The sequence below is a fragment of the Virgibacillus siamensis genome (genome assembly GCF_900162695.1).
GTDB classification, from domain to species: domain Bacteria; phylum Bacillota; class Bacilli; order Bacillales; family Amphibacillaceae; genus Lentibacillus; species Lentibacillus siamensis_A.
This window is the reverse complement of record NZ_FUIH01000007.1, coordinates 448,584-471,386: the sequence shown is the minus strand read 5'-3', so window position 1 is coordinate 471,386 and position 22,803 is coordinate 448,584. Positions and strand designations below refer to the sequence as shown.

Genomic DNA, 22,803 nt, shown 5'->3' with positions numbered 1-22,803 from the left:
ATTGAAAAAGTCAGCCCATGTCGGACTGACTTTTAAATGAGTACAGCTATTCATTTGATCATTTTTCTTCTTCAATGATTTGAAGTGTTTCATCAAATTCACGTTCCACTTCGGCATTTTCTTTATACGTCATCAAGCTGACAACTACTGTGACAAGCAAGTTCAATACGAAACCGGGAACAATCTCATACAATACCCCCGAAAGATCTGAGCTGCCCCAAACAAAAACTGTTACGGCACCAACAATCATCCCGGCAAGCGCACCAATTCCGGTAATTTTTCTCCAATAAATGGATAATAAAATAATCGGACCAAATGATGCTCCAAATCCTGCCCAGGCAAATGCAACTAATCCAAGGATTGTATCATTTTGCTGCCAGGCGAAGATCATGGCAACAATGGAGACAGCCAATACCGCGATACGTCCTAATGTAACATATCTTTGTTCAGTAGCCTTTGCATTGAATAAATCCTTATAAATATCTTCAACCAACGCGGAAGAAGTGACAAGCAATTGCGAAGATATTGTACTCATAATTGCTGCCAATACTGCTGCAAGCAATATCCCCGCAATAAACGGATGGAAAACAACCTGACCTAAATCAATAAAGATTGCTTCAGGATCTGTAAGCGAAGCATTTGGATTCTGCTGGAAATAGGCAATTCCAACTAAAGCAGTAAATGTTGCTCCAATAAGACTCAGAGCCATCCAGCCAATCCCGATGCGTCTCGCTGATTTTGTCTCTTTAACTGACTTAATGGCCATGAAACGCACGATAATATGAGGTTGACCGAAATAGCCAAGTCCCCATGCTACATTGGAAATAACACCCGCGGCTGTTGCAGTGGCAAAAATACTAAGTAAATCCGGATCAACCTGACGTATCGATTCAAATGTTTCAGATGGCCCTCCTGTGATGAATATACCGACTAACGGTACCAGAATAAGTGCCGCGAACATAATCAGGCCTTGTACAAAGTCCGTATAACTAACTGCAAGAAATCCTCCGAAAAGTGTATATGCTATAACAACTGAAGAACAGATAATCAAACCGGTATGATAATCAAGTCCGAAAGAGCTCTGGAAAAACACACCACCGGCTACCATTCCGGAAGAAACATAGAACGTAAAATATAGTAAAATGATAATACCGGAAATAATACGTAATATTCTTGAATTGTCCTTTAAACGATTATCCAAAAAGCTTGGGATTGTAATTGAATCATTGGAAACTTGTGTGTACGCCCGAAGCCGTGGTGCAACAAAAATCCAGTTCAGGTAAGCACCAACTGTTAACCCGATAGCCATCCAGACTTCCACAAGCCCTGACACATAAATCGCACCAGGAAGCCCCATCAACAGCCACCCTGACATATCCGATGCCCCGGCACTTAACGCCGTAACTGCAGGACCAAGTGAACGGCCGCCAAGCATATAATCCGATAAATTACTGGTACGCTTGTACGCGTACCATCCAATTACCAACATTGCGACTAAATAAATAATAATGGCTATTAGCTGATAAATATTTTCTGACATAATTACTCCCCTTTGTAAAAGTCATTTACTTTTTCCTTATCTAACAACTGCCAGTCTTACAAATGGTAACTTGTGAAAATTCTAATATCTTTTCATATATTATGGGACATGATGTGAAAAGAAATAGTTTCTGTTTTCACTTTCTATCCCCTGTCAGTCCTTTTATTCCACACACCCAAAAGTGCAATTGCTGAAGCGATAATTGTCACCGCTGCGATTGGTGCTTTTTTTAGTTTATTGTCTTTTGTATAAAGGACATCTTTCAGAACGAGTTTTATATTTTGGGGCCGCTCTGCCAGTCTGCGCATGAAATACCCAAACCAGTCATTACCAAAAGGAATGTACGTGCAGAAATTATAACCTTCCTCATTCAACCCATAATGCATCTCTGTGCGGAAACCATACAACATCTGAAATTCAAAGTTATCTTTGTTTATCCCATGTTCCTGAATAAACCCTTTCAGTTCATTGATAATATTATGATCATGTGTTGCAATGGAGGTAAATGCGTTCCCAAGTAAGCGCTTTTTCGCCATTTCAATAAAATTGCGGTCAATATCTTCTTTGGACTGGTATGCGACATCTTCACTTTCTTTATAAGCGCCTTTAACCAAACGTATTCTTACCTCACTTAGCTGTTCCAGATCTTCCTTTGCACGATGAAGATAGGACTGAATAACTGTACCGACATTGCTGTATGTTTTTCGCAGTTCATGTAAGATATCAAGTGTTTTTTCATAATGGATATATTTTTCCATATCGATGTTGATGAAGATGTTGTATTCTGATGCCTTGTTCAAAATCTCCAGCATGTTTTCAATACAGAATTCCCGATCGATATCCAGGCCAAGCTTTGTTAACTTTACTGAAAGATGACAATCCAAACTTTCTTTCTGAATTCTTTCCAGAAGCCGAATAACCTCATCTTTCGCCATAGCTGCTTCTGATTTATCGGAAACAAACTCACCCAGGTTATCAAGTGTTGCACTTATGCCATTACGGTTCAATCCTTTTACCACTTCTGTAACACTTTCAATACTTGTGCCGGCAACAAATTTTTCCGCTCCTAATCGAAAACCCCATTTTTTCGCATTTGCATTTAATAATTTATTATTTGATAAACCGATGAAAAAATCTCGTGTTAGATTAGCCATCATACAGCTCCTTTCATATATGTGCCCATTCAATTTATCAATTGACATGTAAAACACATTCACAGCGGCAGTTTAATAATTCTGAAAACGAAGCATATTATGCGGCTGAGGCAGTTTTAAACTAACCTCAGCCAAACATTGATTAATAGGTTTCTGAAACCATTTTAGCTTCAACGAAATGTTGCAAATAATCCGGTCCGCCAGCCTTTGAATCTGTACCGGACATTTTAAATCCTCCAAATGGATGGTAGCCGACAATTGCAGCGGTACATCCTCGGTTAAAGTACAAGTTACCGACATGGAAATCATATCGTGCTCTGTTCAAATGTTCACGATTATTGGAAATCACTGCACCAGTAAGACCATATTCGGTGTTATTGGCAATTTCCAATAATTCATCAAAATTCGCAGCCTTCGCAAATGCAACAACCGGCCCAAAGATTTCCTCCTGCATAATTCGTGCTTTTGGATCGATATCTTTGAAGATGGTCGGATGGACAAAAAACCCTTTAGAATCATCTGTTTCCCCGCCATAAGCAAGCTGTCCTTCATTTTTTCCAATCTCGATATATTCTTTTATTTTATTAAATTGTTTTTGATTGACAACAGCACCCATATAAACATTTTGTTCTGCAGGATTCCCAACCGTAATCAGTTCTTTTGTCAATGCGATTGATTTTTCAAGTACTTCATCATAAACATCTTTATGAATTACTGCTCTTGAACATGCAGAGCATTTTTGACCGGAAAAACCGAATGCAGAGTTTACAATGGAATCAGCTGCCAAGTCGAGATCTGCATCTTTATCAACGATGATTGTATCTTTACCACCCATTTCCGCAACGACACGTTTAAGGAAATTCTGACCTTCCTGGACTTTTGCTGCACGTTCCATGATTCGTGTTCCGGTTGCACGGGAACCGGTAAAATTAATAAAGTGCGTATCTTTATGATCAACCAGATAATCTCCAATTTCGGCAGGATCACCGGGAACAAAACTGAGTACCCCTGTTGGCAGGCCAGCTTCCTCCAGAACTTCTACCAATTTATACGCGATAACCGGTGTGTTTTCAGATGGCTTTAGCAGTACAGGGTTTCCTGCCACAATTGGTGCAACGGTAGTACCAGCAACAATTGCAAATGCAAAGTTCCACGGCGGAATAGTAACGCCCGGTCCCATCGCCTGATAGAAATACGTATTCTGTTCATTTGGACGGTCGTTTATTTCCTTCCCTTTTTCCAATTCAACCATTTTGCGTGCATAATATTCCATGAAGTCAATTCCCTCTGCGATATCTGCATCCGCCTGATTCCAAGGCTTTCCTGCATCATATACGAGCCATGCAGAAAATTCATGTTTGCGGCGACGTACAATCGCTGCAGCTTTATATAAAATATCTGCTCGCTCTGTTGCAGTCCATGTGCGCCATGTTTTAAATGCTTCAAGCGCCGCATCCATTGCCTGATCAACATGCTCTTTTGTAGCTTTGGATACTTTCCCTACCAATTGCTCCTTATCGGAAGGATTATAAGATGAAAGCTTATCATCGGTATATATTTTCTCGCCATTGATAACCAAAGGATATTCCTTGCCTAATTCCCCGTGAACTTGGTTAAGTGCAGCCTTAAAATCATTGCTATTTGCTTCATCTGTAAAGTCTATAAATGGTTCGTGTTTGAAAGGTAGTACCAAAATTAAAACCTCCTAAAATATTTACTGTAAGGAAAAACTTCTCCCCTCTATAACCATATAGCAAAAAACATGCCAACTATTCTTTTGTACTGTCCGCCCGCTCTGAAAACGTTTGCAGAATGGGGTTGCATTTTTTTATTTTTTGTGAAAATAATTTAACAAAATGGTCCCATTGCTGTACAATAGATTTACATATGTGTAAACCTGTTGTACAATTACTTTACATTATAAGAGAATAAGAAGGTGAAATTCATGTCAGCCGATCTGTTGCACTATTTAAATGCTGTCTTAAAAGCAGAAGATGATGCGATAACCATCATTAATAATCAAAAGATGGTGCTTTACTGGAATGATGCTGCGGTTCAGACATATAACATCACACAGTCCGAAATAAGAAATAACAGAATAACTGATTTTTTCCATAAAGAAGATTTGATGGTGCTCGACGTATTGGAAACAAAAGAGGCGGTAAATAACATCTATCATCGCCCAAGGGAAGACAAGCATGTAGTCATCAATGCTTCACCGATTTTTAACGGGGATAAATTAATTGGTGCTGTATCCGTGGAAAGAGACATTACACAAATTGTAAAACTGAATGATAATCTGGAAACAACCTCAGCAGAACTAAATGAATTAAAGCAACAGATCTATGCCAATGAACCAAGCTCCCCATTTTCAAACCTTGCCGGTAATAGTCAGTCTTTACAAGACACCATACAAATTGCCCAAAAAGCTGCAAATACGGAGGCAACAACATTGATTCTCGGTGAAAGTGGAACAGGGAAAGAGGTATGTGCCAGAGCGATTCATGAAGCCAGTTTGCGTAAGGATGGCCCCTTCATCCCTGTTAACTGTGGTGCTATCCCCGAGGCATTGTTTGAAAGTGAATTATTTGGATATGAAGGTGGTACATTTTCAGGAGCAGAAAAGAATGGAAAAGCAGGAAAAATTGAAATGGCCGATGGGGGTACATTATTTTTGGATGAAGTCGGGGAACTTCCGCTCGAGATGCAAGTAAAACTGCTTCGCGTGTTGCAGGAAAATACCATTTACCGGATTGGTGACTCCAAAGGCAGAAAGGTTGATGTCCGCTTTATTGCAGCAACCAATCAAAACCTTGCGAATCTAATGGAAAACAAACAATTCCGGACAGATTTATTTTACCGTCTAAATGTAATCGAACTGACAATGCCTTCGCTACGGGAAAGAACAGATGACATCCCTGAACTTGCCGGCCTTTTCCTGAAACAGTTTGCAGTAAAATACCAAGTTCCTTCTCCCAAACTTGTCGATGAAGCAGTTCAATTGCTTCTACGGTATGACTGGCCTGGAAATGTCAGGGAACTGCGCAATATGATGGAGAGACTTATTATTCTTTCCGAAAAACCAATCATTGAAAAGCAGGATTTACAAAGCTTATTTCCAAATGTGAAAGAAACTGATAAAAGTCCTAAGCCGGATCAAAGTTCTACCCTGCCGGCCGAAAAGGAGAATATCGAAAAACAGCTGATCAGAGAAACATTAATTCAAAGTAATGGAAATAAAGCAGATACAGCAAGGAAACTTGGCATCTCGCGGGTTACCCTATACAGCAAGCTAAGGAAATATGGAATTGAGGTATGATGCTTTTCTGTATTTTTGTGAATGGAGATGGATTGTAATGAAAAACATCGCTGTTATAGGCGAATTAATGCATCTATTTTTCAAGGTAAGAACCATGGAAACGAGTGAAATAATGATGGCTAACACTGACGATGCAACAATCCATGTTTCCATAATCGAATCCGCCTTTCTTGTTTTTATTATATAAATCCGTTATAATCAACGTATAATATGGAGAAAGCAAGGGGAAAATCCCCTGCTTAGTGGTTAGACACAGACTATCGCTGGTCAGAGCGATGGTCTTTCTTTTCCCGATGTCTAAAAGCATAAATGAAACCTCTTGCTTTATGATTAAAAAATCATATATAATTAATTATATATTTGTATAGTAGCGATGAGAAAGTTAAAGTACAATGACCCACTGGATTTCAGAGAGCTTGTGGCTGGTGAAAACAAGTACCAAGGTATATTGGAATTGGGCTTTGGAGCTGTTTATCTTTTTAAGTGATTCTGCATAATGCAGGGTAATAAGGGTGGCACCGCGGTTCATTCGTCCCTTTTGAACAGGGATCAATGGACTTTTTTATTGTCCATTTTTCCTTAAAAAGAAATGGAGTGTGAAGAAATGAAGACGATTTTCTCAGGAATTCAACCAAGCGGAACATTGACACTTGGAAACTATTTAGGTGCGATGCAGCATTTTATTCCATTGCAGAATGAAAATAACTGTTACTACTGCATTGTGGATGAACATGCCGTAACTGTTCCTCAGGATCGGCTGAAATTAAGGCATAATATCCGGTCGCTTGCTGCATTGTACATTGCTTCAGGGATTGATCCGGATAAAGCTACATTGTTCATTCAATCGGAAGTCCCTGCACATACACAGTTGGGTTGGATGATGCAATGCATTAGTTATATTGGCGAGCTGGAGCGAATGACCCAATTTAAAGACAAAGCGGATGGCAAAGAAGCTGTTTCCTCGTCACTGCTAACCTATCCACCATTGATGGCTGCAGATATTTTGCTGTACAAAACAGATATCGTGCCGGTTGGCGATGATCAGAAACAGCATTTGGAACTGACAAGAAATCTTGCCCAGCGGTTTAATAACAAATACAATGATATTTTCACAGTACCGGAAATCAGTATTCCAAAATCCGGTGCACGGATCATGTCGCTTCAGGATCCAAACAAGAAAATGAGTAAATCGGATGATAATGAAAAAGGCTATATTTCGATGCTGGATGAACCGAAAAAAATTATCAAAAAAATAAAAAGTGCTGTGACGGATTCGGAAGGCATTGTGAAATTTGATAAAGAAAACAAACCCGGAGTCTCCAACCTGATTACAATTTTATCAGCCTGTACCGGTCAATCTGTTGCAACTATCGAATCTGCCTATGAAGGTAAGGGTTACGGCGATTTCAAACAGGATGTCGCTGATGCGGTTTTGAATGTTCTTGAGCCAATCCAAAAACGTTATAACGAGCTGATTGACTCTGACAAACTGGATGATATTTTGGATCAGGGTGCTGATAAAGCATCATACGAGGCCAACAAAATGTTGCGCAAAGCGAAAAAAGCAATGGGACTTGGACGGGTTCCGAAAAAGAAATAAATTGGTAAGAGACTGGGACAAAAGTGTATTATATTCAAAGAAAAAGCCGAACATACGAATCAGAAAATGGGGCGTAAAGCCGCTCCGGAAATATACTTCGCTTTCACTGCCAGCATAAGTGACACTGCTCAAGCAAGCTTTCGCAGTGTCTTCTTTACCGCGGGCGACTGATGCGCCTCCTCATGCTTGGGTGCTCGTCGTATTGCAAGTGTTTCAATGAAGCAGTACTCTTCGCAACTCGAAGCATATTCGGTGGAAGTAATGCTCGTCGCACTGCGGGGTCTCACCTAGGCTTTTTTTGAACGCGCTGAACAAAGCGGCACCCCCGCCGAAGAAATGCCGGAACGCGCTGAACAAACTGCCCGGGCCGCTGAACAATAGCCGGAATGCGCCGAACAAATTGCGCGAGCCGCTGAACAAAAGCCCGAATGCCGCTGAAGAAATGCCGGAACGCGCTGAACAAACGGCATCCCCACCGAAGAAAGCTACCTATTCAGATATTATTTTACCCCGCTCAATCCGTAAAAGATGATCGTCAAGTTTTTTAGCTTCCTCGCCTTTTTTTGCAGGAGTTTCCGTATATTTCCTACCCTAATTCCCTGATTGTTCGTTTTTTGAATTACACGCTTTGTTTTGTCCCTGCCTCTTGCTTCCATTGGCTTTTCCTGTCGATATACCTGCTGTTCTATCGATATAATTACGCTTCTGCCGATATACCCGCTGTTCTATCGATATTACCCCTGCTTCAACTCCCATTCCCTGCAATACACAAAAAGAGCAACCCCATCCAGGATTGCTCTCTTCCCTATTTATTGCTGTTTGGATTTATTTTTCTCCGGAGCTTGCTCAACTTCCCACATCTTTTCGAGGAATGGCTGCCCTCTGATCAGCTTCTGACAGAGCTCTTCGTGTCCGGCACTCCAGCTTTGCCTGACACCTTCATAAAGTGTTTGCCAAACGGTTTCCTCATTCATATACCGGATAAAAGGATACTGTTTCGGATCCCATTCGGTGAGCCAATAACGTAATTCTTCCAGATTATTGGCGGTGCGAAGCTGATCCAAAGCAATCATCAGCAGCTGTTTTAACTGTCGCTCGCGTCGTGTCAGCCCATGGACAAGTTCAGGTTCCATGGATAACATGTGGTATTCTTTTTTTGCCATTTTTTCATCAAACGTGAATGTCTCCGGCTGGGTCGTTTTAATCATGTCAAAGACAAGCTGCTCCTGCCTCGGTATCAATCTGCTTTTGCGGATTGGAATTCTGTAGCCGACGGTATCAATGGCAATGATGTCATTCCCATCTGTTACAACACATGCATATTCAAGCACATCGCGATCCTGCCCTTTTCGGGAATAAGCACGTTTGTAAATCATATTCAGCATACTTTCCGGCAAATCTTGCATGTCATTTTCAATGTAGTTGTAAAGAACATTCGATATGTAGAGTAATGGCACCTGATCAAGTAATTCAATCTGATCTTCGCGCCTCCATTCATGAAAATAACATACACTGTAGCCGTTTTCTTCACCTTCAAACCAGTTCACCCAAACATCGTGTAAATACAACATATACAACCCTCACTTTTGCACTTTAAATGTTACTGCCAGCATTTTAACGCCGGGCAAAACCTTATCAGGCGAACGCCTTATTAAGACTTCATTTAAAATACATTATGACCATCATCAGAAAAAATATTCGATTGATCAAAAGTTTACGTGTTTGGATATCGATACAATGCAATTGCCATCATGATGAAACCTGCCGGCAAGAAATAGCATTCCGGCCGGTTTTGTATAAAAATAAAAAATTCATACCAGGATATCCCCGCGGGCAAAAAATTCATATATGCAATTGTCGTTACCCCACCCGCTACAGCCAGTCCAAATCCAAGTAAAAAAAGAAACAGCATCCCCATTCACCACCACCATAGCTTGTACAATCCTGTTTATTTAAGTATATGTTTCAGTTGTACAATCATGACTGGGGATAGATTGGCTTACTCATTCCGAGCGTTTCTTTACAAACAAAAAGACTGACCGCCAAGCGATCAGCCTTCTAAAAAAACAATACGTTCAACTTAATATTTTTTAAATAATAAAGCAACATTATGGCCGCCAAAGCCGAGCGAGTTGCTCATAACAATATTGACGTCCTGTTTTCTTGATTCATTCGGTACATAATCCAGATCACAATCCGGATCTGGTGTTTCATAATTGATTGTTGGCGGAATCATGCCATTTTCAATTGATTTAACAGAAATAACCGATTCGATTCCACCTGCTGCTCCCAGTAAATGACCGGTAACACCTTTGGTGGAGGATACCGCTAATTCCCTGGCATAATCACCGAATACAGTTTTAATTGCCATTGTCTCAAATTTTTCATTGAGTTGGGTACTTGTTCCGTGCGCATTCAAATAATCAACATCTGTTACCGGTATATCCGCATCATCAATAGCCTGCTGCATCGCACGAGCAGCACCTTCGCCATTTTCGGCAGGTGCAGTAATATGATATGCATCACCTGTTGCTCCGTAACCGATGATCTCGGCGTAAATATGCGCCCCGCGTGCTTCGGCCGATTCGATTGTTTCCAGAATCAGAATGCCGGAACCTTCCCCCATCACAAAACCGTCGCGATTCTTATCAAAAGGACGGCTTGCTTTTTTTGGGTCCTCGTTTACGGACAATGCTTTAGCGGAACAGAAGCCGGCAAAAGCCATGTTGGAAATCGGCGCCTCCGCACCACCGGCAATCATATAGTCGACCTGACCTCGCCGGATTGCCTTAAATGCATCTCCGATTGAGCTTGCGCCTGATGCACACGCTGTTGTTGTACATGAATTGATCCCTTTTGCACCAAGTTGGATCGATACTTGGCCAGCAGCCATGTCCGGAATCATCATCGGTACAAAAAACGGACTGACACGACGTGGTCCCTTTTCCAGGAACTTCGTATGCTGCTCTTCCCAGGTTTTCATACCGCCGATGCCTGAACCTACCCAGACACCGACACGATTGGCAATTTCATCAGTGATTTCCAGTTTCGCATCATCAACTGCCATTTTTGCCGCCGCTACCGCATATTGTGTAAAAGGATCCATTTTCCGGACATCCTTCTTGTCAATATAGGCAGTCGGGTCAAAATCCTTCACTTCTGCAGCAGCTTTTGCTGGAAATTGCTCCTTATCCACTTTTGTAACAAAATCTATTCCGGTATTCCCTGCAACAACATTATCCCACATTGTCTGCACATCATTACCAACGGGGGATACAGCACCGAGTCCCGTTACTACAACTCTTCTTTCTGCCATTTGATACTCCTCCTATGAGATATATACTGGTTATTTTCCCCAGCGGAGCGCAACAGCACCCCAGGTCAAGCCTCCGCCGAAACCTACCATCACGACTAAATCGTTATCTTTTATTTTACCATCTCTGACTGCCTCTGATAAAGCAATTGGGATGGAAGCTGATGAATTATTTCCGTATTTTTTAATAGACGTTGCCATCTTTTCCTGGGAAATCCCCAGGCGTTCACGGGCCGCTTCCATAATGCGGATATTTGCCTGATGTGGTATCAGGTAATCGACATCTTCTTTGTTACAACCTAGCTTTTCAATGACATTAACTGATGATTCCGGCATTTGCCGCACAGCAAATTTAAAAACTTCCCGACCGTTCATCTGCAAATGGTCATCTTTATCCTGGTACAGTTCTTTCCCGCCTGCACCGTCTGCACCAAGCTCGAATGAAAGAATTCCTTTTCCATCCGATACCGGTCCGACAACAGCTGCTCCTGCACCATCTCCGAACAGGACACACGTGTTCCGGTCTGACCAATCCGTAATTTTGGATAGTTTTTCTACACCTACTACCAAAATATGTTTATAGGCATTTGTATCGATAAATTGTTTTGCCGTTATAAGACCATACATAAATCCGGAACATGCTGCACTGATATCCATTGCAGCAGCCTTTTTCGCACCAAGCCGGTCCTGGATCATGCATGATACCGATGGAAACGGTGTGTCAGGTGTTACTGTTGCCACCAGAATTAAATCGATATCCTCCGCCTTCACATCTGCCTGTTCAAGCGCATTTTGAGCCGCAAAAAAAGCCATATCCGATGAATCCACATCGTCACTTGCAATTCTCCGTTCCTCGATGCCAGTTCTGGTCCGGATCCATTCATCATTCGTATCGACCATATTTTCCAAATCTTTATTTGTCAAAACTTTTTCAGGAACATAATGCCCGGTTCCAAGCAAACCTGCGTCCATATTTCCATCCCCTTATAATAGAAGTTAATATCAATTATTATGACTTGGTACTAATAATAATGCAAAATCCGGCATTCTGCAAATGCTACCGCTCATTCGGCAGTAGCGCCGATTCTTTGTACTGTTCAATTTCGTCGTTCATTTTTTCCTGAAAATCTTCCGGTACAACCGGGCTGAATTTACTTAGGGAAATCACCTCATCCTGAAAATCGTACGTCAAAACTCCACCACGCAGTTTTCCTTCATTAAATTTTTCAGCGGATCGCACATATAATTTGGAAACGTGCTGAACTGTACTTGTCAAAATTGCCCGGTTATCGATATAAGATTGATCCGTGACATATCCAATACCATACAAACCATCCGAACTGACCTTTTTTAGCACTTTCACACTAAACAAATCACCAGTTGGGTAAAAAACATCTGCTCCATTTTTACGCATTTTTTGATAGTGTTTCATTGCAGCTTTTGGGTCATTCCAGCTGTTGACGTATTGAATCGTCACATCAACCTCGGGATTTTGGTATTTGACTCCTTCATAAAACCCTTCAATCTCAGGCTGCCATTCAAATGCACCAATCACTCCCACGTGGCCGGTTTCCGTCATTTTCCCCGCTACCATTCCGGCAAAAAAACCCATGGCATGCGAATTGAAATTCAATGATGTAACATCTTCCCCAAACTGTCCCCCGTTAAAATAAACAAAATGAATTTCCGGATATGAAGGCGCAAGTTCCACGAAGTATTTTCCATATGTATTACTATGTCCAAAAATCAGGTTAACGCCATCTTTGGCAAGCTCATCGACCGCTTCAATCACCTGCTGCTTTGTCTTAATGTTTTCTTTGTAAAACACTTCAACATCAAATTCCTTATTAATGTTAAGCAGACCTTTATAGCCTTGTTTCGACCAAGCATTATCATGGACAGAATTCTCAACCAGCATTCCGACCTTTTGCAGATCGCCACCATTGCTTGTACAACCATATAATAAGATGGTAATTCCTGAAACAGCCAGTAATACGATGAAAATCTTTTTCAAAATGCGCACTCCTATCCAAATTCCATAATCTTCTTTCATCATATCCATTTACACCACATTCGTAAATGCAATTCAGCAATATATTTAATGACACTGGTAAAATTCACCGAATCTTTTATAGTGACTTTGTACTGCCTTCAAACGACTCATAATAGGTCTATTGTTTCGGATAAAGACGGAATCTTCAAGTTTTATATCCGCTGAACTTTTTTGTTGTCCGGCATTCACATTTAAAAACCGCGGCAGCCTGGTTGCATCAATGCACTGCTGAATCGTATTCAAAAAGTCTCCGATATAAACAGCCTCTTGTAGAAATCGGTCGGAATCAAACGGGATAAACGTCCCCCGGTGATACATTCCGTCCGCTTCCATCGGCATCCACTCGCCGAAAAGAAGAGGAAGTTTTATGGTTGAAGTGCTGTTTTTATACATTTTCAGCGTATTTTCTTTCGGGGTAAAACATATGTCATAGTCAGCAGCATTTCTCGGTTCTTTCAAATGAACGAAATTTTCGTTGCGGCCAATCAACATTGATAAATGTTCCTTTCCTTCCGTATCAATGTGATCATCACCAGTTACGGCATAGCCCTGATTCAGTAAGTAATCCACCAGATGAAAACCAATCCAGTAAAAACAATTTTCCACGAAAAACATCCAGATCGCCCCCTTTGTCAAGTTGTTTTGGTTCCTGCAAGAAAAGCTTTTAATTTATTCCGCAATTTGATAAACTATATTAGGAATGTTTATGAAAATGAGGTGTATGCAATGCGGTTTATCGCGCCATTAATTTGGGCATTTTTTATTAGCTGTGTCATATCATATGTACTAACCAGTATGGGCGGTACTCAATTTCACCTGCCGAGCACGATTGCATTGGCAATTATCCTGACAATTGGTGTTTTCCTTCTTGGTGAAGGTGTTTTGAAAAAAGGTGAAAGCGAACAATAAAGGAAAACTCCGATTAATCGATGTTTTCCCACTGATTGTTAATGGAACGTATCAGACATGAACTGGGGATAAATTACATTAATTGCTGCAATGAACCCTTGCCTTCAAGGTGATGAACGGCAAGGGTTTTTGCATTTTAAAATGTTAGTACCATGGCAGCACACTAATTGCTGCAAGTGCCGCAAGCGGTAAAATAAGCCGTCGGAATCTCCGCGGACGATGATGGTAACCATGCCCGTAAAACCCGGGATAATTATAGCTTCCCCAGCCAAATTGGCGGTGATGGTGCCCATGCGGCATCCCATCGTCCTGACCGAGTGGTACAGCAAAATAAACGTATTCATCATCCAGCCCAGTGATGATGCCATCAAAGTTAGATCCATCGTTCATTTCAACGAGCACATAGGAATGCATATGATTCTTACATAAATCGTATATATGTTGATGATGATGGTTCATATTTTCAACCTCCTCACCAATCAGACTATTCATTTGCCTATCTGTTGGTGACTTGTCCGGAGGGTGAAAATACACATATATCAGGAGGAACATGAAATGGAAACAATGACAGAAATATGGCTGCTTATTAAATATTTATTTTTGGGACTTGTACAAGGGTTTACCGAGCCGATTCCGATTTCATCAAGCGGACACCTTGTCATTTTACGTCAGTTATTCGGAATTGAAATTGAAGGATTGTCGTTTGAAATTCTTGTGAACTTCGGATCATTGATTGCCGTCCTGATCATTTACCGGAAAGATATTTTACGGCTTATTCAGAATGGCATCCGTTATTTAGCAACAAAAGATACAGATGCCAAAGATGATTTTCAATTTATTGTTTACCTAATTATAGCGACCATTCCGACTGGTATTCTCGGACTATTGCTGGAAGACTTTATCGAAAGCAAATTAAGCACTGTTGCTGTCGTTGGCTTTACGCTGCTTATTACCGGTATTGCACTTTGGATTATCCGCAATTTGCGCGGCTGGAAAGGTGACAGTCAAATCACGGTAAAAGACGCTATTATAGTCGGACTTGCCCAATCAGTTGCTTTGATACCCGGCATCAGCCGTTCTGGAGCGACAATTGTTGCCGCAATGCTGTTAGGGATGAAAATTGAGACAGCACTGCGCTTTTCATTCCTGCTGTATATTCCGGTCAGTCTGGGAATCAGTATTCTTTCGGTTGGTGATATTCTCGGTGACGACAACATTAATACACTGGCCATTCCATACATTTTGGCTTTCATGGCATCGATCTTGGCAACCTATTATTCACTGCGCTGGTTTATGAATATCATGAAACATGGCAACTTGAAATATTTCACCTTTTACTGTTTTATTGTGGGAATTCTCGTTATTCTGTTTCTATAATTTCGTTTTAGCAGCCCTCCGTAAGGGTACATACCTTTCGGAGGGTTTTTTATGCGTTTTATTGAAGATGAAGAAAAGTTTCTGGATATTCATGTAGGTACATTTGAATTATCCTTCAGCAAAAAATACCGTTATATTGCACTGATCAACGACCTCACATTAGGGCTCGAATTTCTGATAGGCAGCGCCTTTTTTCTGTATGAACCACTGAAAACTGCCGGTGTCATATTATTTATTATCGGCAGTGCGCAATTATTGGCCAGACCGATTATCAAAATCATGCACGCTATTCATTTTTCACACATTAAAAACGAACAATCAAAAAAGTCCCAGTGAATGGCCGCTGGAACGTTTTTACTGTTACTATGTCCTTTCCACATTGCCTTCCAAAAAATTATTACGATCAAAAACTTTTCACAATTAGTGATTATACCAAAGCACTGCCCGTGATAGAATAAAAATAGTTCAAATGGAAAGGGTGGCGTTCGGATGAATACACATTCCATCAAAGAACTTTTGCAGAAAGTTCCTTTGTTTAAAGACCTGAATGATTATGAAATAGAACCAATTGTTGAACTGGCCAAAAACCACACATACCAGCGTGGCAGTCATGTTTTTATGCAAGGCGACCCGCTGACGAGCGTTTATTTCATTCATCAGGGACGAATCAAAATATATAAGACTGATGTTCACGGGAAGGAACAGATTGTTAATGTTCTGCAGCCCGGTGACATGTTTCCGCATCAGGGATTTTTCAGACAGGATGACTACCCGGCACATGCCGAAGTACTGGATGAAGCAATCTTAATTTTTATTCCGATAAAATCGTTTGAAAATTTCCTGATTCATCATCCGGAAATTTGTGTAAAATTGTTCCGCGTTCTTGGCGATATCATTATGGATCTGCACAACCGGCTGGAAGAAAAAATTCTCCATAATACGTACGAACAAATTATTATGCTGTTGCTGCGTCTTGCTAAAGATTATGGAACAGAAACGGGAGACAGTATGACAAAAATCACGACACATTTTACAAACCGGGATCTCGCCAATATGATTGGTTCCAGCCGTGAAACCGTAAACCGGACACTGACACGACTCAAAAAACAGCAGCTCCTCAGTACCGATAAAACCGGCGCATATATATTGGATGCTGCTGCATTGAAAGATGAACTTTTTTAAGAGTCCGGCCCACGTTGGCTGGGCTCATTTATAATTTCCGTCTATCCCCCGCTAACCGGCGGGATAAAGGCAACAACATCACCTGATTTCAGTACGACATCTTCTTGGGCATATTCCTCGTTTACAGCAATCATCGCCTGGTCCAGTTGATTCAACTTATACATGTTCAGCAGATTGCCCTTCAATTCAGCCAGCGTCAGTCCATCCGCATCAACCTCCACCTTGTTATTTCCGACAGTTTCCTGCAATTCAGCAAAAAATAACACATCAACCATTGCGCATTTCCTCCTCGTTCGGAATTCCGTCATCGTAGGACGTTGTCTCCTTCTGGTTGCCAATCCACTTCGTACCGTCTTCCCAGTTTTCTTTTTTCCAGATCGGAACAATCTCCTTAATTCGTTCAATGGCATATCTGCTTGCTTCAAATGCGTCATTGCGGTGTGGTGTTGAAACAGCAATCACAACCGCCACATCGGAAATATCAAGATGCCCGACGCGATGGACAATTGCTGTGTCAGTATTGCCCCATCGCTCACGGATTTCAGCACCAATCTGTTCAAGCTTTTTCTCAGCCATCGAAACATATGCCTGATATTCCAGGTACAGTGTCCGCTTCCCTTCTGTAAATTCACGAACCGTCCCGATAAATGTGTTTACTGCTCCAGCTTCCGGCCGAACAACCTTTTTAATGCAATTGTCAATGTTAATCGGTTTATCTGTAATCCGAAACTTATCATCCATATGAACACCTTCTTATGTACACTGCCAGGCGGGGTAAGTATTCCCCCGGTTTTTTCATGTCAAATACCGGGACATCCAGGTTTTTCAGCAGTTCCGAATCCCAGCCGCCTGCTGCAATAACGTTAGGAAGTTCATCCACAAGTGACAGGTCCTCCCTGTTTCGCACAAGAACAATTTTGGGATACTCCGCATGTTTATATCCTTCAATCAGCAGTAAATCAATTGGAAAATTGCTGTATACCCGAACCATTTCATCCAGATCCATTTCCATGTTCAATGTGAATTGCGAAACCATCTCACCCTGCACACCACTCATAATAGCACCTGATTCCATATGTGCCTGGTTATCTTTAAGTTTCCCAAGATCAGGATCCCCGCCGTGCCCGTGGTGTTTTAACGAACCTACGATCACGCCGGTTTTGGAAAAGTAGAGGATTAATTGGTTCATTAGTGTCGTTTTCCCGGAATTTTTATACCCGGCAATTTGACAAATCTGCATGTAATTCCCTCTTCATTTTTATTGGTATAAAAAAAGGCCGATTCACTCCAGATGAACCAACCTTGTCTCTATGCATCAATCAGGGATGCCCAGTGCAATTTTTGCGTATCGTGACATTTTATCTTTGCCCCATGGCGGATCCCATACAATGTTAACTCTGGTTTCCTTAACTTCCGGCATATCCGCAAGTGCACGCTGGACATCCTGTTCAATATGGGCTGCAAGCGGACAGCCCATTGCTGTTAACGTCATCGTTACGTCGCAAATCCCTTCATCATTGAGATCAACATCATAAATGAGTCCAAGATTCACAATATCAATACCCAGTTCAGGGTCAATAACATTCTCAAGTGCTCCCATCAGATTTTCCTTCAGAGCCTCTTCCATGACCAAAAACCTCCTTCATCGTTCTTAGTCCTATTTAAACATAATTTGACGGAATTTGAAATGATTTTAATCACATCCTGTCTCTTTCTACAGGTGTTTCTCAAACCATTTCACCAATGCAAGAATTGCCTCGCGACTTACCTTATGATCACGGTTTTCTTCTTTTAAAAATGCTATGTTTTCCTTGTTTTTATATCTTTTTTTCGCATCCTCGTAGAAGGTAAAGGAGTGGTCGAACGGTACTACTGCATCATTTTCCCCATGCCAGAAAAACAATGGCCGCTCCTGGAGTTTTTCCACCTGTTCGGACAGATCGTACAGCTTTAATTGATCATATAATTGGTCAATCATTTCATCACTGACAGGCAATTTCCCCATTTTTTTGAAGCTGCTGACCAGTGTTTTGGCATAAATGGTAATTTTCGGTGAACCCATCATAACACCGGCAGTTTTAATCCATGGATACTGTGTCAGCGCAGCGGATGTTGTGATACCGCCCATACTTGTACCGGCGATGCCAAAACGGCCATCAAGAATAAGTCCTTTTTCATCCAATAAATCCTTAATACCCTTAAGTTCTTTTACGTTTTGCATCACAATATCCCAAAAGGAAATCTGTTTCTTTAAATCGGATACGTCCACTTCCTGTTCCCCATGAAATTTACTGTCCGGAAGAATGACACGATACCCTTTTTCAGCCAAAAGGTATGCCAGCGGAAGATTGTGCTCCTTTGCGCTCGTAAACCCATGGAAATACGTTACAGTCGGCAAAGGCTTCCCCTCCCATGTTGTATCTTCAACAACCAAGCAAGGGATTGACTTCATTGTTTGTTTATTTACACCTATCATTTCCGATTTCCTTTCCTGTTCATTTCTGTCTCGTTAGTATCATAATATTAATTTTATGTAATTTGCAACCTGCACGCAATTTAATGCTTTACATATATTGGATTCACTTATACACTATTGACATACGAGGTGAAAGCTAATGGAAAATAACCAGCATTTAATTGCACTGGATTTGGATGGGACATTGCTGACCGATGACAAACAAATCAGCAGTCGCAATAAAAATACATTACAGCAGGCGATTCATGATGGCCATATCGTTGTCATCGCCACTGGCAGACCGCACCGTGCAAGCATTGATTATTACCATGAACTCGGGCTCGATACCCCAATGGTCAATTTTAACGGTGCATTAATTCATCATCCGGAAGATACGAAATGGGATGTACTGCACAACCCAATGCCTGTCCGGACGGCACAACAGATTATTGAAGTATGTTACGATTTCGGCGTTCATAACATTCTGGCCGAAGTAAAAGATAATGTGTATCTGGATCGATACGATGAAAAAATCATCGATATTTTTCATGCTACAAAACAGGATCCCCCTTTTAAAATCGGCAGTCTGAAAAATCTGCTGACAGATGATCCGACATCATTACTTATCCACCCAAGGGAAGACCACATTGCAGAACTTCGCGAACATTTGGATAACTATCATGCTGAATTAATTGAACACCGCAAATGGGGTGCGCCGTGGAATATAATTGAAATCGTCAAAAAGGGTATGAATAAGGCAATTGGCCTGCAGAAAATTGCGCACTATTATCATATCCCCAAAGAACGAATAATTGCATTCGGAGATGAAGATAATGATTTGGAAATGATTGACTATGCCGGTGTCGGCGTTGCCATGGGGAATGGCATTGATGAACTGAAAGCAATTGCCAAAGAGGTTACCGAAACAAATGAGCAAGATGGAATCGGTGTCTTCCTTGAGGACTATTTAAAACTTCAGGTTAAAGCCATCTAAATATTACCTTTTATAAAATATGATCAACAAACCATACTAGTAGTGAGCGCATTAAAAAAGCGTTCACTTCTTCTTTTTTTGGAAATGCTTTAGGCCTTTCTAAAGGAGGAATTGCCGATGGGGAAAAACAGCAAGTCAAGACGATTCAGCCACCAAGGCGCTGATTCTGTAAAAAAACATGCCGAACGATTTCCTTATCGTTCACGTTTCAGTGATGTGGAACGCAAACGAGAGGAATGACAGCCAAACAGTAGGAGGGTTTTAAATGGAAAATAATCTTTTCCAACAAGCTAAAACTGCTGTAAACAACTTTAGGAATGCTCAAGGAAATGCATCCCAACAGGATAAGCAGGCTGCACAAAATGCACTGCAAGCTGCAAAAAATAATTCTTCTCAGGAAGAACAACAACAGCTGCAGCAGCTTGAGCAACAACTGAAACAAAAAAATCAGCTCAGTTAACCTCCCAATGAATGTGCATTAAAGATTTTCAATTCATTTACGAAAATGAAACGGGATTATAATGTGCATCAAAAAGCATCTTTGCCAAAGAAACGGCAAAGATGCTTTTTCTTCATATTTCTGTTAAACTTGTGGTAAGTATGCATCATTATTAGGAGGTTCAAATCATGGGAATACGAGCTGAAGCTACACCAAATCCGAATGCACTGAAATTCACAACGGACAAGCTGATCTTTGAAGGTGACAGCAGCATTTCCGTTATGCCTGGCGATACAAGTGAACACGAAATTTTGAATGATTTAATGAATCTTGATGGCGTTGACAACGTCTTCGGCTACCAGAACTTTATTACAGTGAATAAAATGTTCGATGCCGAATGGGATGACGTTCAACCCAAAGTCATTGAAGTTATTGAAAAACATGGGTATTAAAAAAGACAGCTGGTGCTGTCTTTTTTTAGTTATTTTCTTCTTTCAATATATCCGTCGTTGTAACAATCTCCACATAATAATATTTAATCTTTCCGGAAAAATCCGAAAATCCCTGTAGTCTGCACGATATTCGTAAATGCATTTGGATCAACTTCACCAATTATCCGCTCCAAATCATATAATTCATATCTGGTGACAACGAGGTACATCATATTTTTGTCCTCTTTTGTATATGCACCCTTTGCCGGCAATATCGTAATACCGCGAACCATTGTATTGTGAATAGCCTTCTGCAGTTCTTCTGCTTTATGTGTAATGATCATAGCCGTAACTTTTTCATGCCGTGTATGAAGCGCATCAATTACGCGTGTTGTCACGTATAATGTCAGCAATGTATAAAGTGCGTTCTCCGGTTCATACAAAATGCCAGCCATCGCAATAATGATTGAATTCAATATTAAAAAATAAGTACCGATTGGTTTGTCTTTCATTCGGGAGAGTACCATGGCCACAATATCCATACCACCTGTTGATGCACCATGTTTCAATGTGATGCCGACACCGGTTCCCCCAATGACACCGCCAAATACAGCATTCAGAATGATATCTTCGGAAAGTTCCATCACCGGCAGTATTTCAAGAAAAAGGGTCGTAAATACAACTGAAAGAACGCTGTATACTGTAAAACCCTTCCCTACCTTTTTCCAACCCAGAATAGCAACGGGTATGTTCAGAATAAATAAAATGATACCTGTGCTAAGTCCCTCAAAACCGATAAAATCTTTAAATACACTGGAAATCAGCTGGGCAGCACCGGTAAATCCGCTTGCATAAACGTTTGCACCGATCAGGAAGAAATTCAGTGAAACGGCGTTTAGTACTGCACCAAATATAACGATAAGAATTCGTCTTGCCTCAAATAAAAACATAGCTGCCTCCTTTGCCTTATGCATTATTATAATTTTAAGTTAATAAACTTTGACTAACCTTTTGGATAGCTTTAAACTGAAATTATCATTAGAAAAACTTGGTGTACAGCTAATGGGACTTTGGTAGAGAGATTTTTGCTTCCCCTGAATTCCTGTATCGACAAGTTTTCAATTGTCTCAGCTCTGACCGCCAAGACACAAGAAAAGAAGGTGAAAAAATGAGTACGAAAATCCTGGCAGACTCAGCATGCGATTTATCCGAACGTTATTATAAAGCATTTGACATCGAAATGGTACCCTTAACGGTTCATCTCGACGGAAAAGATTATAAAGATGTGGAAGAAATTGACCCAAAAACAGTCTATGACGCCATGCGGGAAGGCAAAGGAACAAAAACGTCCCAGGTTTCACCGCAAACCTTTAAAACTATTTTTACATCGTACGCCAAAGCAAATCAACCGTTAATATATTTTGCCTTCTCCTCTGAGCTTTCCGGAACATGCCAAACGGCACAAATGATGGCGCAGGAAGTCAAAGAAGAATATCCTGAAGCTGCGTTGCACGTCATTGATACGAAATGCGCCTCCATTGGATATGGGCTTGTTATTCTAAAAGCCGCTGAACTTGCCAAAAATGGTGTGGGCATTGATGAAATCATCGAAACCGCTGCATATCATGCAAACCATATGGAACACATCTTCACCGTTGACGACTTGGAATATCTGCGTCGCGGCGGGCGTGTCAGCAGAGCTTCTGCCTTCGTCGGTTCCCTGCTGAAAATAAAACCCGTACTGCATGTTGATGAAGGAAAACTCGTTCCGCTTGAAAATGTCAGAGGCTCCAAAAAATTGTTGAACCGCATGCTCGAAATCATGGAAGAACGCGGCACTGATTTTAAGAACCAGACAATCGGCATCAGTCATGGTGATGACCTGGAAAGAGCTGAAAAACTTGCCTCCATGATTAAAGAAAAATTCGACGTGAACGATGTATTAATCGAATGGGTCGGCGCTGTAATTGGTGCACACTCTGGCCCCGGCACACTGGCCATTTTTTTTTTAAATAGTGAGTATACGTAATTTCCTGC

General features: G+C 41.1%; 28 protein-coding genes and 1 other annotated feature. Of the genes, 12 read left to right on the top strand and 16 right to left on the bottom strand.

Annotation, left to right across the window (positions count from 1 at the left end; translation table 11 throughout):
• Positions 1-58 precede the first annotated feature (58 nt).
• From putP to pruA, 3 genes are all read right to left on the bottom strand, one after another.
• Positions 59-1,540, bottom strand: coding sequence for a sodium/proline symporter PutP (gene putP, locus B1K71_RS06045; RefSeq protein WP_077325093.1), 1,482 nt, complete (start codon positions 1,538-1,540; stop codon positions 59-61).
• Between the two features lie 143 nt (positions 1,541-1,683).
• On the bottom strand, positions 1,684-2,694 hold the full coding sequence (locus B1K71_RS06040) for a proline dehydrogenase family protein (RefSeq protein ID WP_077325091.1): 1,011 nt from the start codon (positions 2,692-2,694) through the stop codon (positions 1,684-1,686).
• 142 nt (positions 2,695-2,836) lie between these two features.
• Complete coding sequence (gene pruA / locus B1K71_RS06035) at positions 2,837-4,387, bottom strand: L-glutamate gamma-semialdehyde dehydrogenase (protein ID WP_077325088.1); 1,551 nt, start codon at positions 4,385-4,387, stop codon at positions 2,837-2,839.
• A 252-nt stretch (positions 4,388-4,639) separates the two neighbouring features.
• On the opposite strand from pruA, the gene B1K71_RS06030 reads away from it, so the two are divergent.
• From B1K71_RS06030 to trpS, 3 genes are all read left to right on the top strand, one after another.
• The gene (locus tag B1K71_RS06030; protein ID WP_077325086.1) at positions 4,640-6,013 is read left to right on the top strand and encodes a sigma-54 interaction domain-containing protein; all 1,374 of its coding nucleotides are present in this window, start codon (positions 4,640-4,642) and stop codon (positions 6,011-6,013) included.
• A gap of 37 nt (positions 6,014-6,050) precedes the next feature.
• Positions 6,051-6,200 carry a hypothetical protein gene (locus B1K71_RS19835; protein WP_175631844.1) on the top strand — a complete coding sequence of 50 codons (150 nt, stop codon included), beginning with the start codon at positions 6,051-6,053 and terminating at the stop codon, positions 6,198-6,200.
• 177 nt (positions 6,201-6,377) lie between these two features.
• Positions 6,378-6,553: a binding site (T-box leader), on the top strand.
• Positions 6,554-6,617: 64 nt separating this feature from the next.
• Positions 6,618-7,613: a tryptophan--tRNA ligase gene (gene trpS, locus B1K71_RS06025; RefSeq protein WP_077325084.1), complete on the top strand. Its 996-nt coding sequence runs from the start codon at positions 6,618-6,620 to the stop codon at positions 7,611-7,613.
• Between the two features lie 809 nt (positions 7,614-8,422).
• On the opposite strand, the gene B1K71_RS06015 is transcribed toward trpS, so the two are convergent.
• The 6 genes from B1K71_RS06015 to B1K71_RS05990 all read right to left on the bottom strand — a co-directional run bounded on the left by B1K71_RS06015 (position 8,423) and on the right by B1K71_RS05990 (position 13,594).
• A complete protein-coding gene (locus tag B1K71_RS06015) occupies positions 8,423-9,184 on the bottom strand; it encodes a YjbA family protein (RefSeq protein WP_077325080.1) in 762 nt (253 codons plus the stop codon).
• A 143-nt stretch (positions 9,185-9,327) separates the two neighbouring features.
• The gene (locus tag B1K71_RS06010) at positions 9,328-9,531 is read right to left on the bottom strand and encodes a hypothetical protein (protein ID WP_077325078.1); all 204 of its coding nucleotides are present in this window, start codon (positions 9,529-9,531) and stop codon (positions 9,328-9,330) included.
• Positions 9,532-9,693: 162 nt separating this feature from the next.
• Positions 9,694-10,929: a beta-ketoacyl-ACP synthase II gene (fabF, locus tag B1K71_RS06005; protein ID WP_077325076.1), complete on the bottom strand. Its 1,236-nt coding sequence runs from the start codon at positions 10,927-10,929 to the stop codon at positions 9,694-9,696.
• A 30-nt stretch (positions 10,930-10,959) separates the two neighbouring features.
• Positions 10,960-11,898, bottom strand: coding sequence for a beta-ketoacyl-ACP synthase III (locus B1K71_RS06000; RefSeq protein ID WP_077325074.1), 939 nt, complete (start codon positions 11,896-11,898; stop codon positions 10,960-10,962).
• 85 nt (positions 11,899-11,983) lie between these two features.
• Positions 11,984-12,949 carry a BMP family ABC transporter substrate-binding protein gene (locus tag B1K71_RS05995; RefSeq protein ID WP_342742156.1) on the bottom strand — a complete coding sequence of 322 codons (966 nt, stop codon included), beginning with the start codon at positions 12,947-12,949 and terminating at the stop codon, positions 11,984-11,986.
• 75 nt (positions 12,950-13,024) lie between these two features.
• Complete coding sequence (locus B1K71_RS05990; protein ID WP_077325073.1) at positions 13,025-13,594, bottom strand: hypothetical protein; 570 nt, start codon at positions 13,592-13,594, stop codon at positions 13,025-13,027.
• Between the two features lie 111 nt (positions 13,595-13,705).
• Between B1K71_RS05990 and B1K71_RS05985 the strand changes: the two genes are divergently transcribed.
• On the top strand, positions 13,706-13,888 hold the full coding sequence (locus B1K71_RS05985; protein WP_077325072.1) for a DUF2929 family protein: 183 nt from the start codon (positions 13,706-13,708) through the stop codon (positions 13,886-13,888).
• Between the two features lie 144 nt (positions 13,889-14,032).
• Here the strand turns inward: B1K71_RS05985 and B1K71_RS05980 are convergent, their stop codons facing one another.
• On the bottom strand, positions 14,033-14,347 hold the full coding sequence (locus B1K71_RS05980) for a hypothetical protein (RefSeq protein ID WP_077325071.1): 315 nt from the start codon (positions 14,345-14,347) through the stop codon (positions 14,033-14,035).
• A gap of 96 nt (positions 14,348-14,443) precedes the next feature.
• Between B1K71_RS05980 and B1K71_RS05975 the strand changes: the two genes are divergently transcribed.
• The 3 genes from B1K71_RS05975 to B1K71_RS05965 all read left to right on the top strand — a co-directional run bounded on the left by B1K71_RS05975 (position 14,444) and on the right by B1K71_RS05965 (position 16,447).
• Positions 14,444-15,265: an undecaprenyl-diphosphate phosphatase gene (locus B1K71_RS05975; protein ID WP_077325070.1), complete on the top strand. Its 822-nt coding sequence runs from the start codon at positions 14,444-14,446 to the stop codon at positions 15,263-15,265.
• A 51-nt stretch (positions 15,266-15,316) separates the two neighbouring features.
• Positions 15,317-15,601 (top strand): YrhK family protein, encoded by a 285-nt coding sequence (locus B1K71_RS05970; RefSeq protein WP_077325069.1) that lies wholly within the window; start codon positions 15,317-15,319, stop codon positions 15,599-15,601.
• A gap of 153 nt (positions 15,602-15,754) precedes the next feature.
• Positions 15,755-16,447, top strand: coding sequence for a Crp/Fnr family transcriptional regulator (locus B1K71_RS05965; RefSeq protein ID WP_077325068.1), 693 nt, complete (start codon positions 15,755-15,757; stop codon positions 16,445-16,447).
• A gap of 41 nt (positions 16,448-16,488) precedes the next feature.
• Here the strand turns inward: B1K71_RS05965 and moaD are convergent, their stop codons facing one another.
• From moaD to B1K71_RS05940, 5 genes are all read right to left on the bottom strand, one after another.
• Positions 16,489-16,722: a molybdopterin converting factor subunit 1 gene (gene moaD, locus B1K71_RS05960; protein ID WP_077325067.1), complete on the bottom strand. Its 234-nt coding sequence runs from the start codon at positions 16,720-16,722 to the stop codon at positions 16,489-16,491.
• Positions 16,715-17,188: a molybdenum cofactor biosynthesis protein MoaE gene (locus tag B1K71_RS05955; protein ID WP_077325066.1), complete on the bottom strand. Its 474-nt coding sequence runs from the start codon at positions 17,186-17,188 to the stop codon at positions 16,715-16,717. The genes moaD and B1K71_RS05955 overlap by 8 nt, the downstream gene beginning before the upstream one ends.
• The gene (gene mobB, locus B1K71_RS05950; protein WP_077325065.1) at positions 17,181-17,687 is read right to left on the bottom strand and encodes a molybdopterin-guanine dinucleotide biosynthesis protein B; all 507 of its coding nucleotides are present in this window, start codon (positions 17,685-17,687) and stop codon (positions 17,181-17,183) included. The genes B1K71_RS05955 and mobB overlap by 8 nt, the downstream gene beginning before the upstream one ends.
• Before the next feature lie 75 nt (positions 17,688-17,762).
• Complete coding sequence (locus tag B1K71_RS05945; protein ID WP_077325064.1) at positions 17,763-18,074, bottom strand: metal-sulfur cluster assembly factor; 312 nt, start codon at positions 18,072-18,074, stop codon at positions 17,763-17,765.
• A gap of 87 nt (positions 18,075-18,161) precedes the next feature.
• Complete coding sequence (locus tag B1K71_RS05940; RefSeq protein WP_077325063.1) at positions 18,162-18,923, bottom strand: prolyl oligopeptidase family serine peptidase; 762 nt, start codon at positions 18,921-18,923, stop codon at positions 18,162-18,164.
• A gap of 139 nt (positions 18,924-19,062) precedes the next feature.
• Here B1K71_RS05940 and B1K71_RS05935 point away from each other — a divergent pair, with 139 nt between their 5' ends.
• From B1K71_RS05935 to B1K71_RS05925, 4 genes are all read left to right on the top strand, one after another.
• Complete coding sequence (locus tag B1K71_RS05935; protein ID WP_077325062.1) at positions 19,063-19,896, top strand: Cof-type HAD-IIB family hydrolase; 834 nt, start codon at positions 19,063-19,065, stop codon at positions 19,894-19,896.
• Between the two features lie 117 nt (positions 19,897-20,013).
• Positions 20,014-20,136, top strand: coding sequence for a hypothetical protein (locus B1K71_RS20240; RefSeq protein WP_281250373.1), 123 nt, complete (start codon positions 20,014-20,016; stop codon positions 20,134-20,136).
• 25 nt (positions 20,137-20,161) lie between these two features.
• Entirely contained in the window at positions 20,162-20,356 is a 195-nt protein-coding gene (locus B1K71_RS05930; protein WP_077325061.1) for a DUF3813 family protein, read from the top strand.
• A gap of 167 nt (positions 20,357-20,523) precedes the next feature.
• On the top strand, positions 20,524-20,787 hold the full coding sequence (locus tag B1K71_RS05925; RefSeq protein WP_077325060.1) for a NifU N-terminal domain-containing protein: 264 nt from the start codon (positions 20,524-20,526) through the stop codon (positions 20,785-20,787).
• An 83-nt stretch (positions 20,788-20,870) separates the two neighbouring features.
• Here the strand turns inward: B1K71_RS05925 and B1K71_RS05920 are convergent, their stop codons facing one another.
• Entirely contained in the window at positions 20,871-21,716 is an 846-nt protein-coding gene (locus B1K71_RS05920; RefSeq protein WP_077325059.1) for a YitT family protein, read from the bottom strand.
• A 218-nt stretch (positions 21,717-21,934) separates the two neighbouring features.
• Between B1K71_RS05920 and B1K71_RS05915 the strand changes: the two genes are divergently transcribed.
• Positions 21,935-22,795, top strand: a complete 861-nt coding sequence (locus B1K71_RS05915) for a DegV family protein (protein WP_077325058.1) — start codon at positions 21,935-21,937, stop codon at positions 22,793-22,795.
• The last annotated feature ends 8 nt before the right edge of the window (positions 22,796-22,803 follow it).

Bases quoted from the DNA above. Each gene is read 5' to 3' on its own strand.
- B1K71_RS06015 (WP_077325080.1), bottom strand. From the start codon at position 9,184: ATGTTGTATTTACACGATGTTTGGGTGAACTGGTTTGAAGGTGAAGAA.
- B1K71_RS06030 (WP_077325086.1), top strand. From the start codon at position 4,640: ATGTCAGCCGATCTGTTGCACTATTTAAATGCTGTCTTAAAAGCAGAA.
- B1K71_RS05980 (WP_077325071.1), bottom strand. From the start codon at position 14,347: ATGAACCATCATCATCAACATATATACGATTTATGTAAGAATCATATG.
- putP (WP_077325093.1), bottom strand. From the start codon at position 1,540: ATGTCAGAAAATATTTATCAGCTAATAGCCATTATTATTTATTTAGTC.
- B1K71_RS05955 (WP_077325066.1), bottom strand. From the start codon at position 17,188: ATGGATGATAAGTTTCGGATTACAGATAAACCGATTAACATTGACAAT.
- mobB (WP_077325065.1), bottom strand. From the start codon at position 17,687: ATGCAGATTTGTCAAATTGCCGGGTATAAAAATTCCGGGAAAACGACA.
- B1K71_RS05970 (WP_077325069.1), top strand. From the start codon at position 15,317: ATGCGTTTTATTGAAGATGAAGAAAAGTTTCTGGATATTCATGTAGGT.
- B1K71_RS06000 (WP_077325074.1), bottom strand. From the start codon at position 11,898: ATGGACGCAGGTTTGCTTGGAACCGGGCATTATGTTCCTGAAAAAGTT.
- B1K71_RS05975 (WP_077325070.1), top strand. From the start codon at position 14,444: ATGGAAACAATGACAGAAATATGGCTGCTTATTAAATATTTATTTTTG.
- B1K71_RS05940 (WP_077325063.1), bottom strand. From the start codon at position 18,923: ATGATAGGTGTAAATAAACAAACAATGAAGTCAATCCCTTGCTTGGTT.
- B1K71_RS05915 (WP_077325058.1), top strand. From the start codon at position 21,935: ATGAGTACGAAAATCCTGGCAGACTCAGCATGCGATTTATCCGAACGT.
- B1K71_RS20240 (WP_281250373.1), top strand. From the start codon at position 20,014: ATGGGGAAAAACAGCAAGTCAAGACGATTCAGCCACCAAGGCGCTGAT.
- B1K71_RS05920 (WP_077325059.1), bottom strand. From the start codon at position 21,716: ATGTTTTTATTTGAGGCAAGACGAATTCTTATCGTTATATTTGGTGCA.
- B1K71_RS05930 (WP_077325061.1), top strand. From the start codon at position 20,162: ATGGAAAATAATCTTTTCCAACAAGCTAAAACTGCTGTAAACAACTTT.
- trpS (WP_077325084.1), top strand. From the start codon at position 6,618: ATGAAGACGATTTTCTCAGGAATTCAACCAAGCGGAACATTGACACTT.
- fabF (WP_077325076.1), bottom strand. From the start codon at position 10,929: ATGGCAGAAAGAAGAGTTGTAGTAACGGGACTCGGTGCTGTATCCCCC.
- B1K71_RS05965 (WP_077325068.1), top strand. From the start codon at position 15,755: ATGAATACACATTCCATCAAAGAACTTTTGCAGAAAGTTCCTTTGTTT.
- B1K71_RS06010 (WP_077325078.1), bottom strand. From the start codon at position 9,531: ATGGGGATGCTGTTTCTTTTTTTACTTGGATTTGGACTGGCTGTAGCG.
- B1K71_RS05945 (WP_077325064.1), bottom strand. From the start codon at position 18,074: ATGGAAGAGGCTCTGAAGGAAAATCTGATGGGAGCACTTGAGAATGTT.
- moaD (WP_077325067.1), bottom strand. From the start codon at position 16,722: ATGGTTGATGTGTTATTTTTTGCTGAATTGCAGGAAACTGTCGGAAAT.
- B1K71_RS05925 (WP_077325060.1), top strand. From the start codon at position 20,524: ATGGGAATACGAGCTGAAGCTACACCAAATCCGAATGCACTGAAATTC.
- B1K71_RS05935 (WP_077325062.1), top strand. From the start codon at position 19,063: ATGGAAAATAACCAGCATTTAATTGCACTGGATTTGGATGGGACATTG.
- B1K71_RS06040 (WP_077325091.1), bottom strand. From the start codon at position 2,694: ATGGCTAATCTAACACGAGATTTTTTCATCGGTTTATCAAATAATAAA.
- B1K71_RS05985 (WP_077325072.1), top strand. From the start codon at position 13,706: ATGCGGTTTATCGCGCCATTAATTTGGGCATTTTTTATTAGCTGTGTC.
- B1K71_RS19835 (WP_175631844.1), top strand. From the start codon at position 6,051: ATGAAAAACATCGCTGTTATAGGCGAATTAATGCATCTATTTTTCAAG.
- B1K71_RS05990 (WP_077325073.1), bottom strand. From the start codon at position 13,594: ATGTTTTTCGTGGAAAATTGTTTTTACTGGATTGGTTTTCATCTGGTG.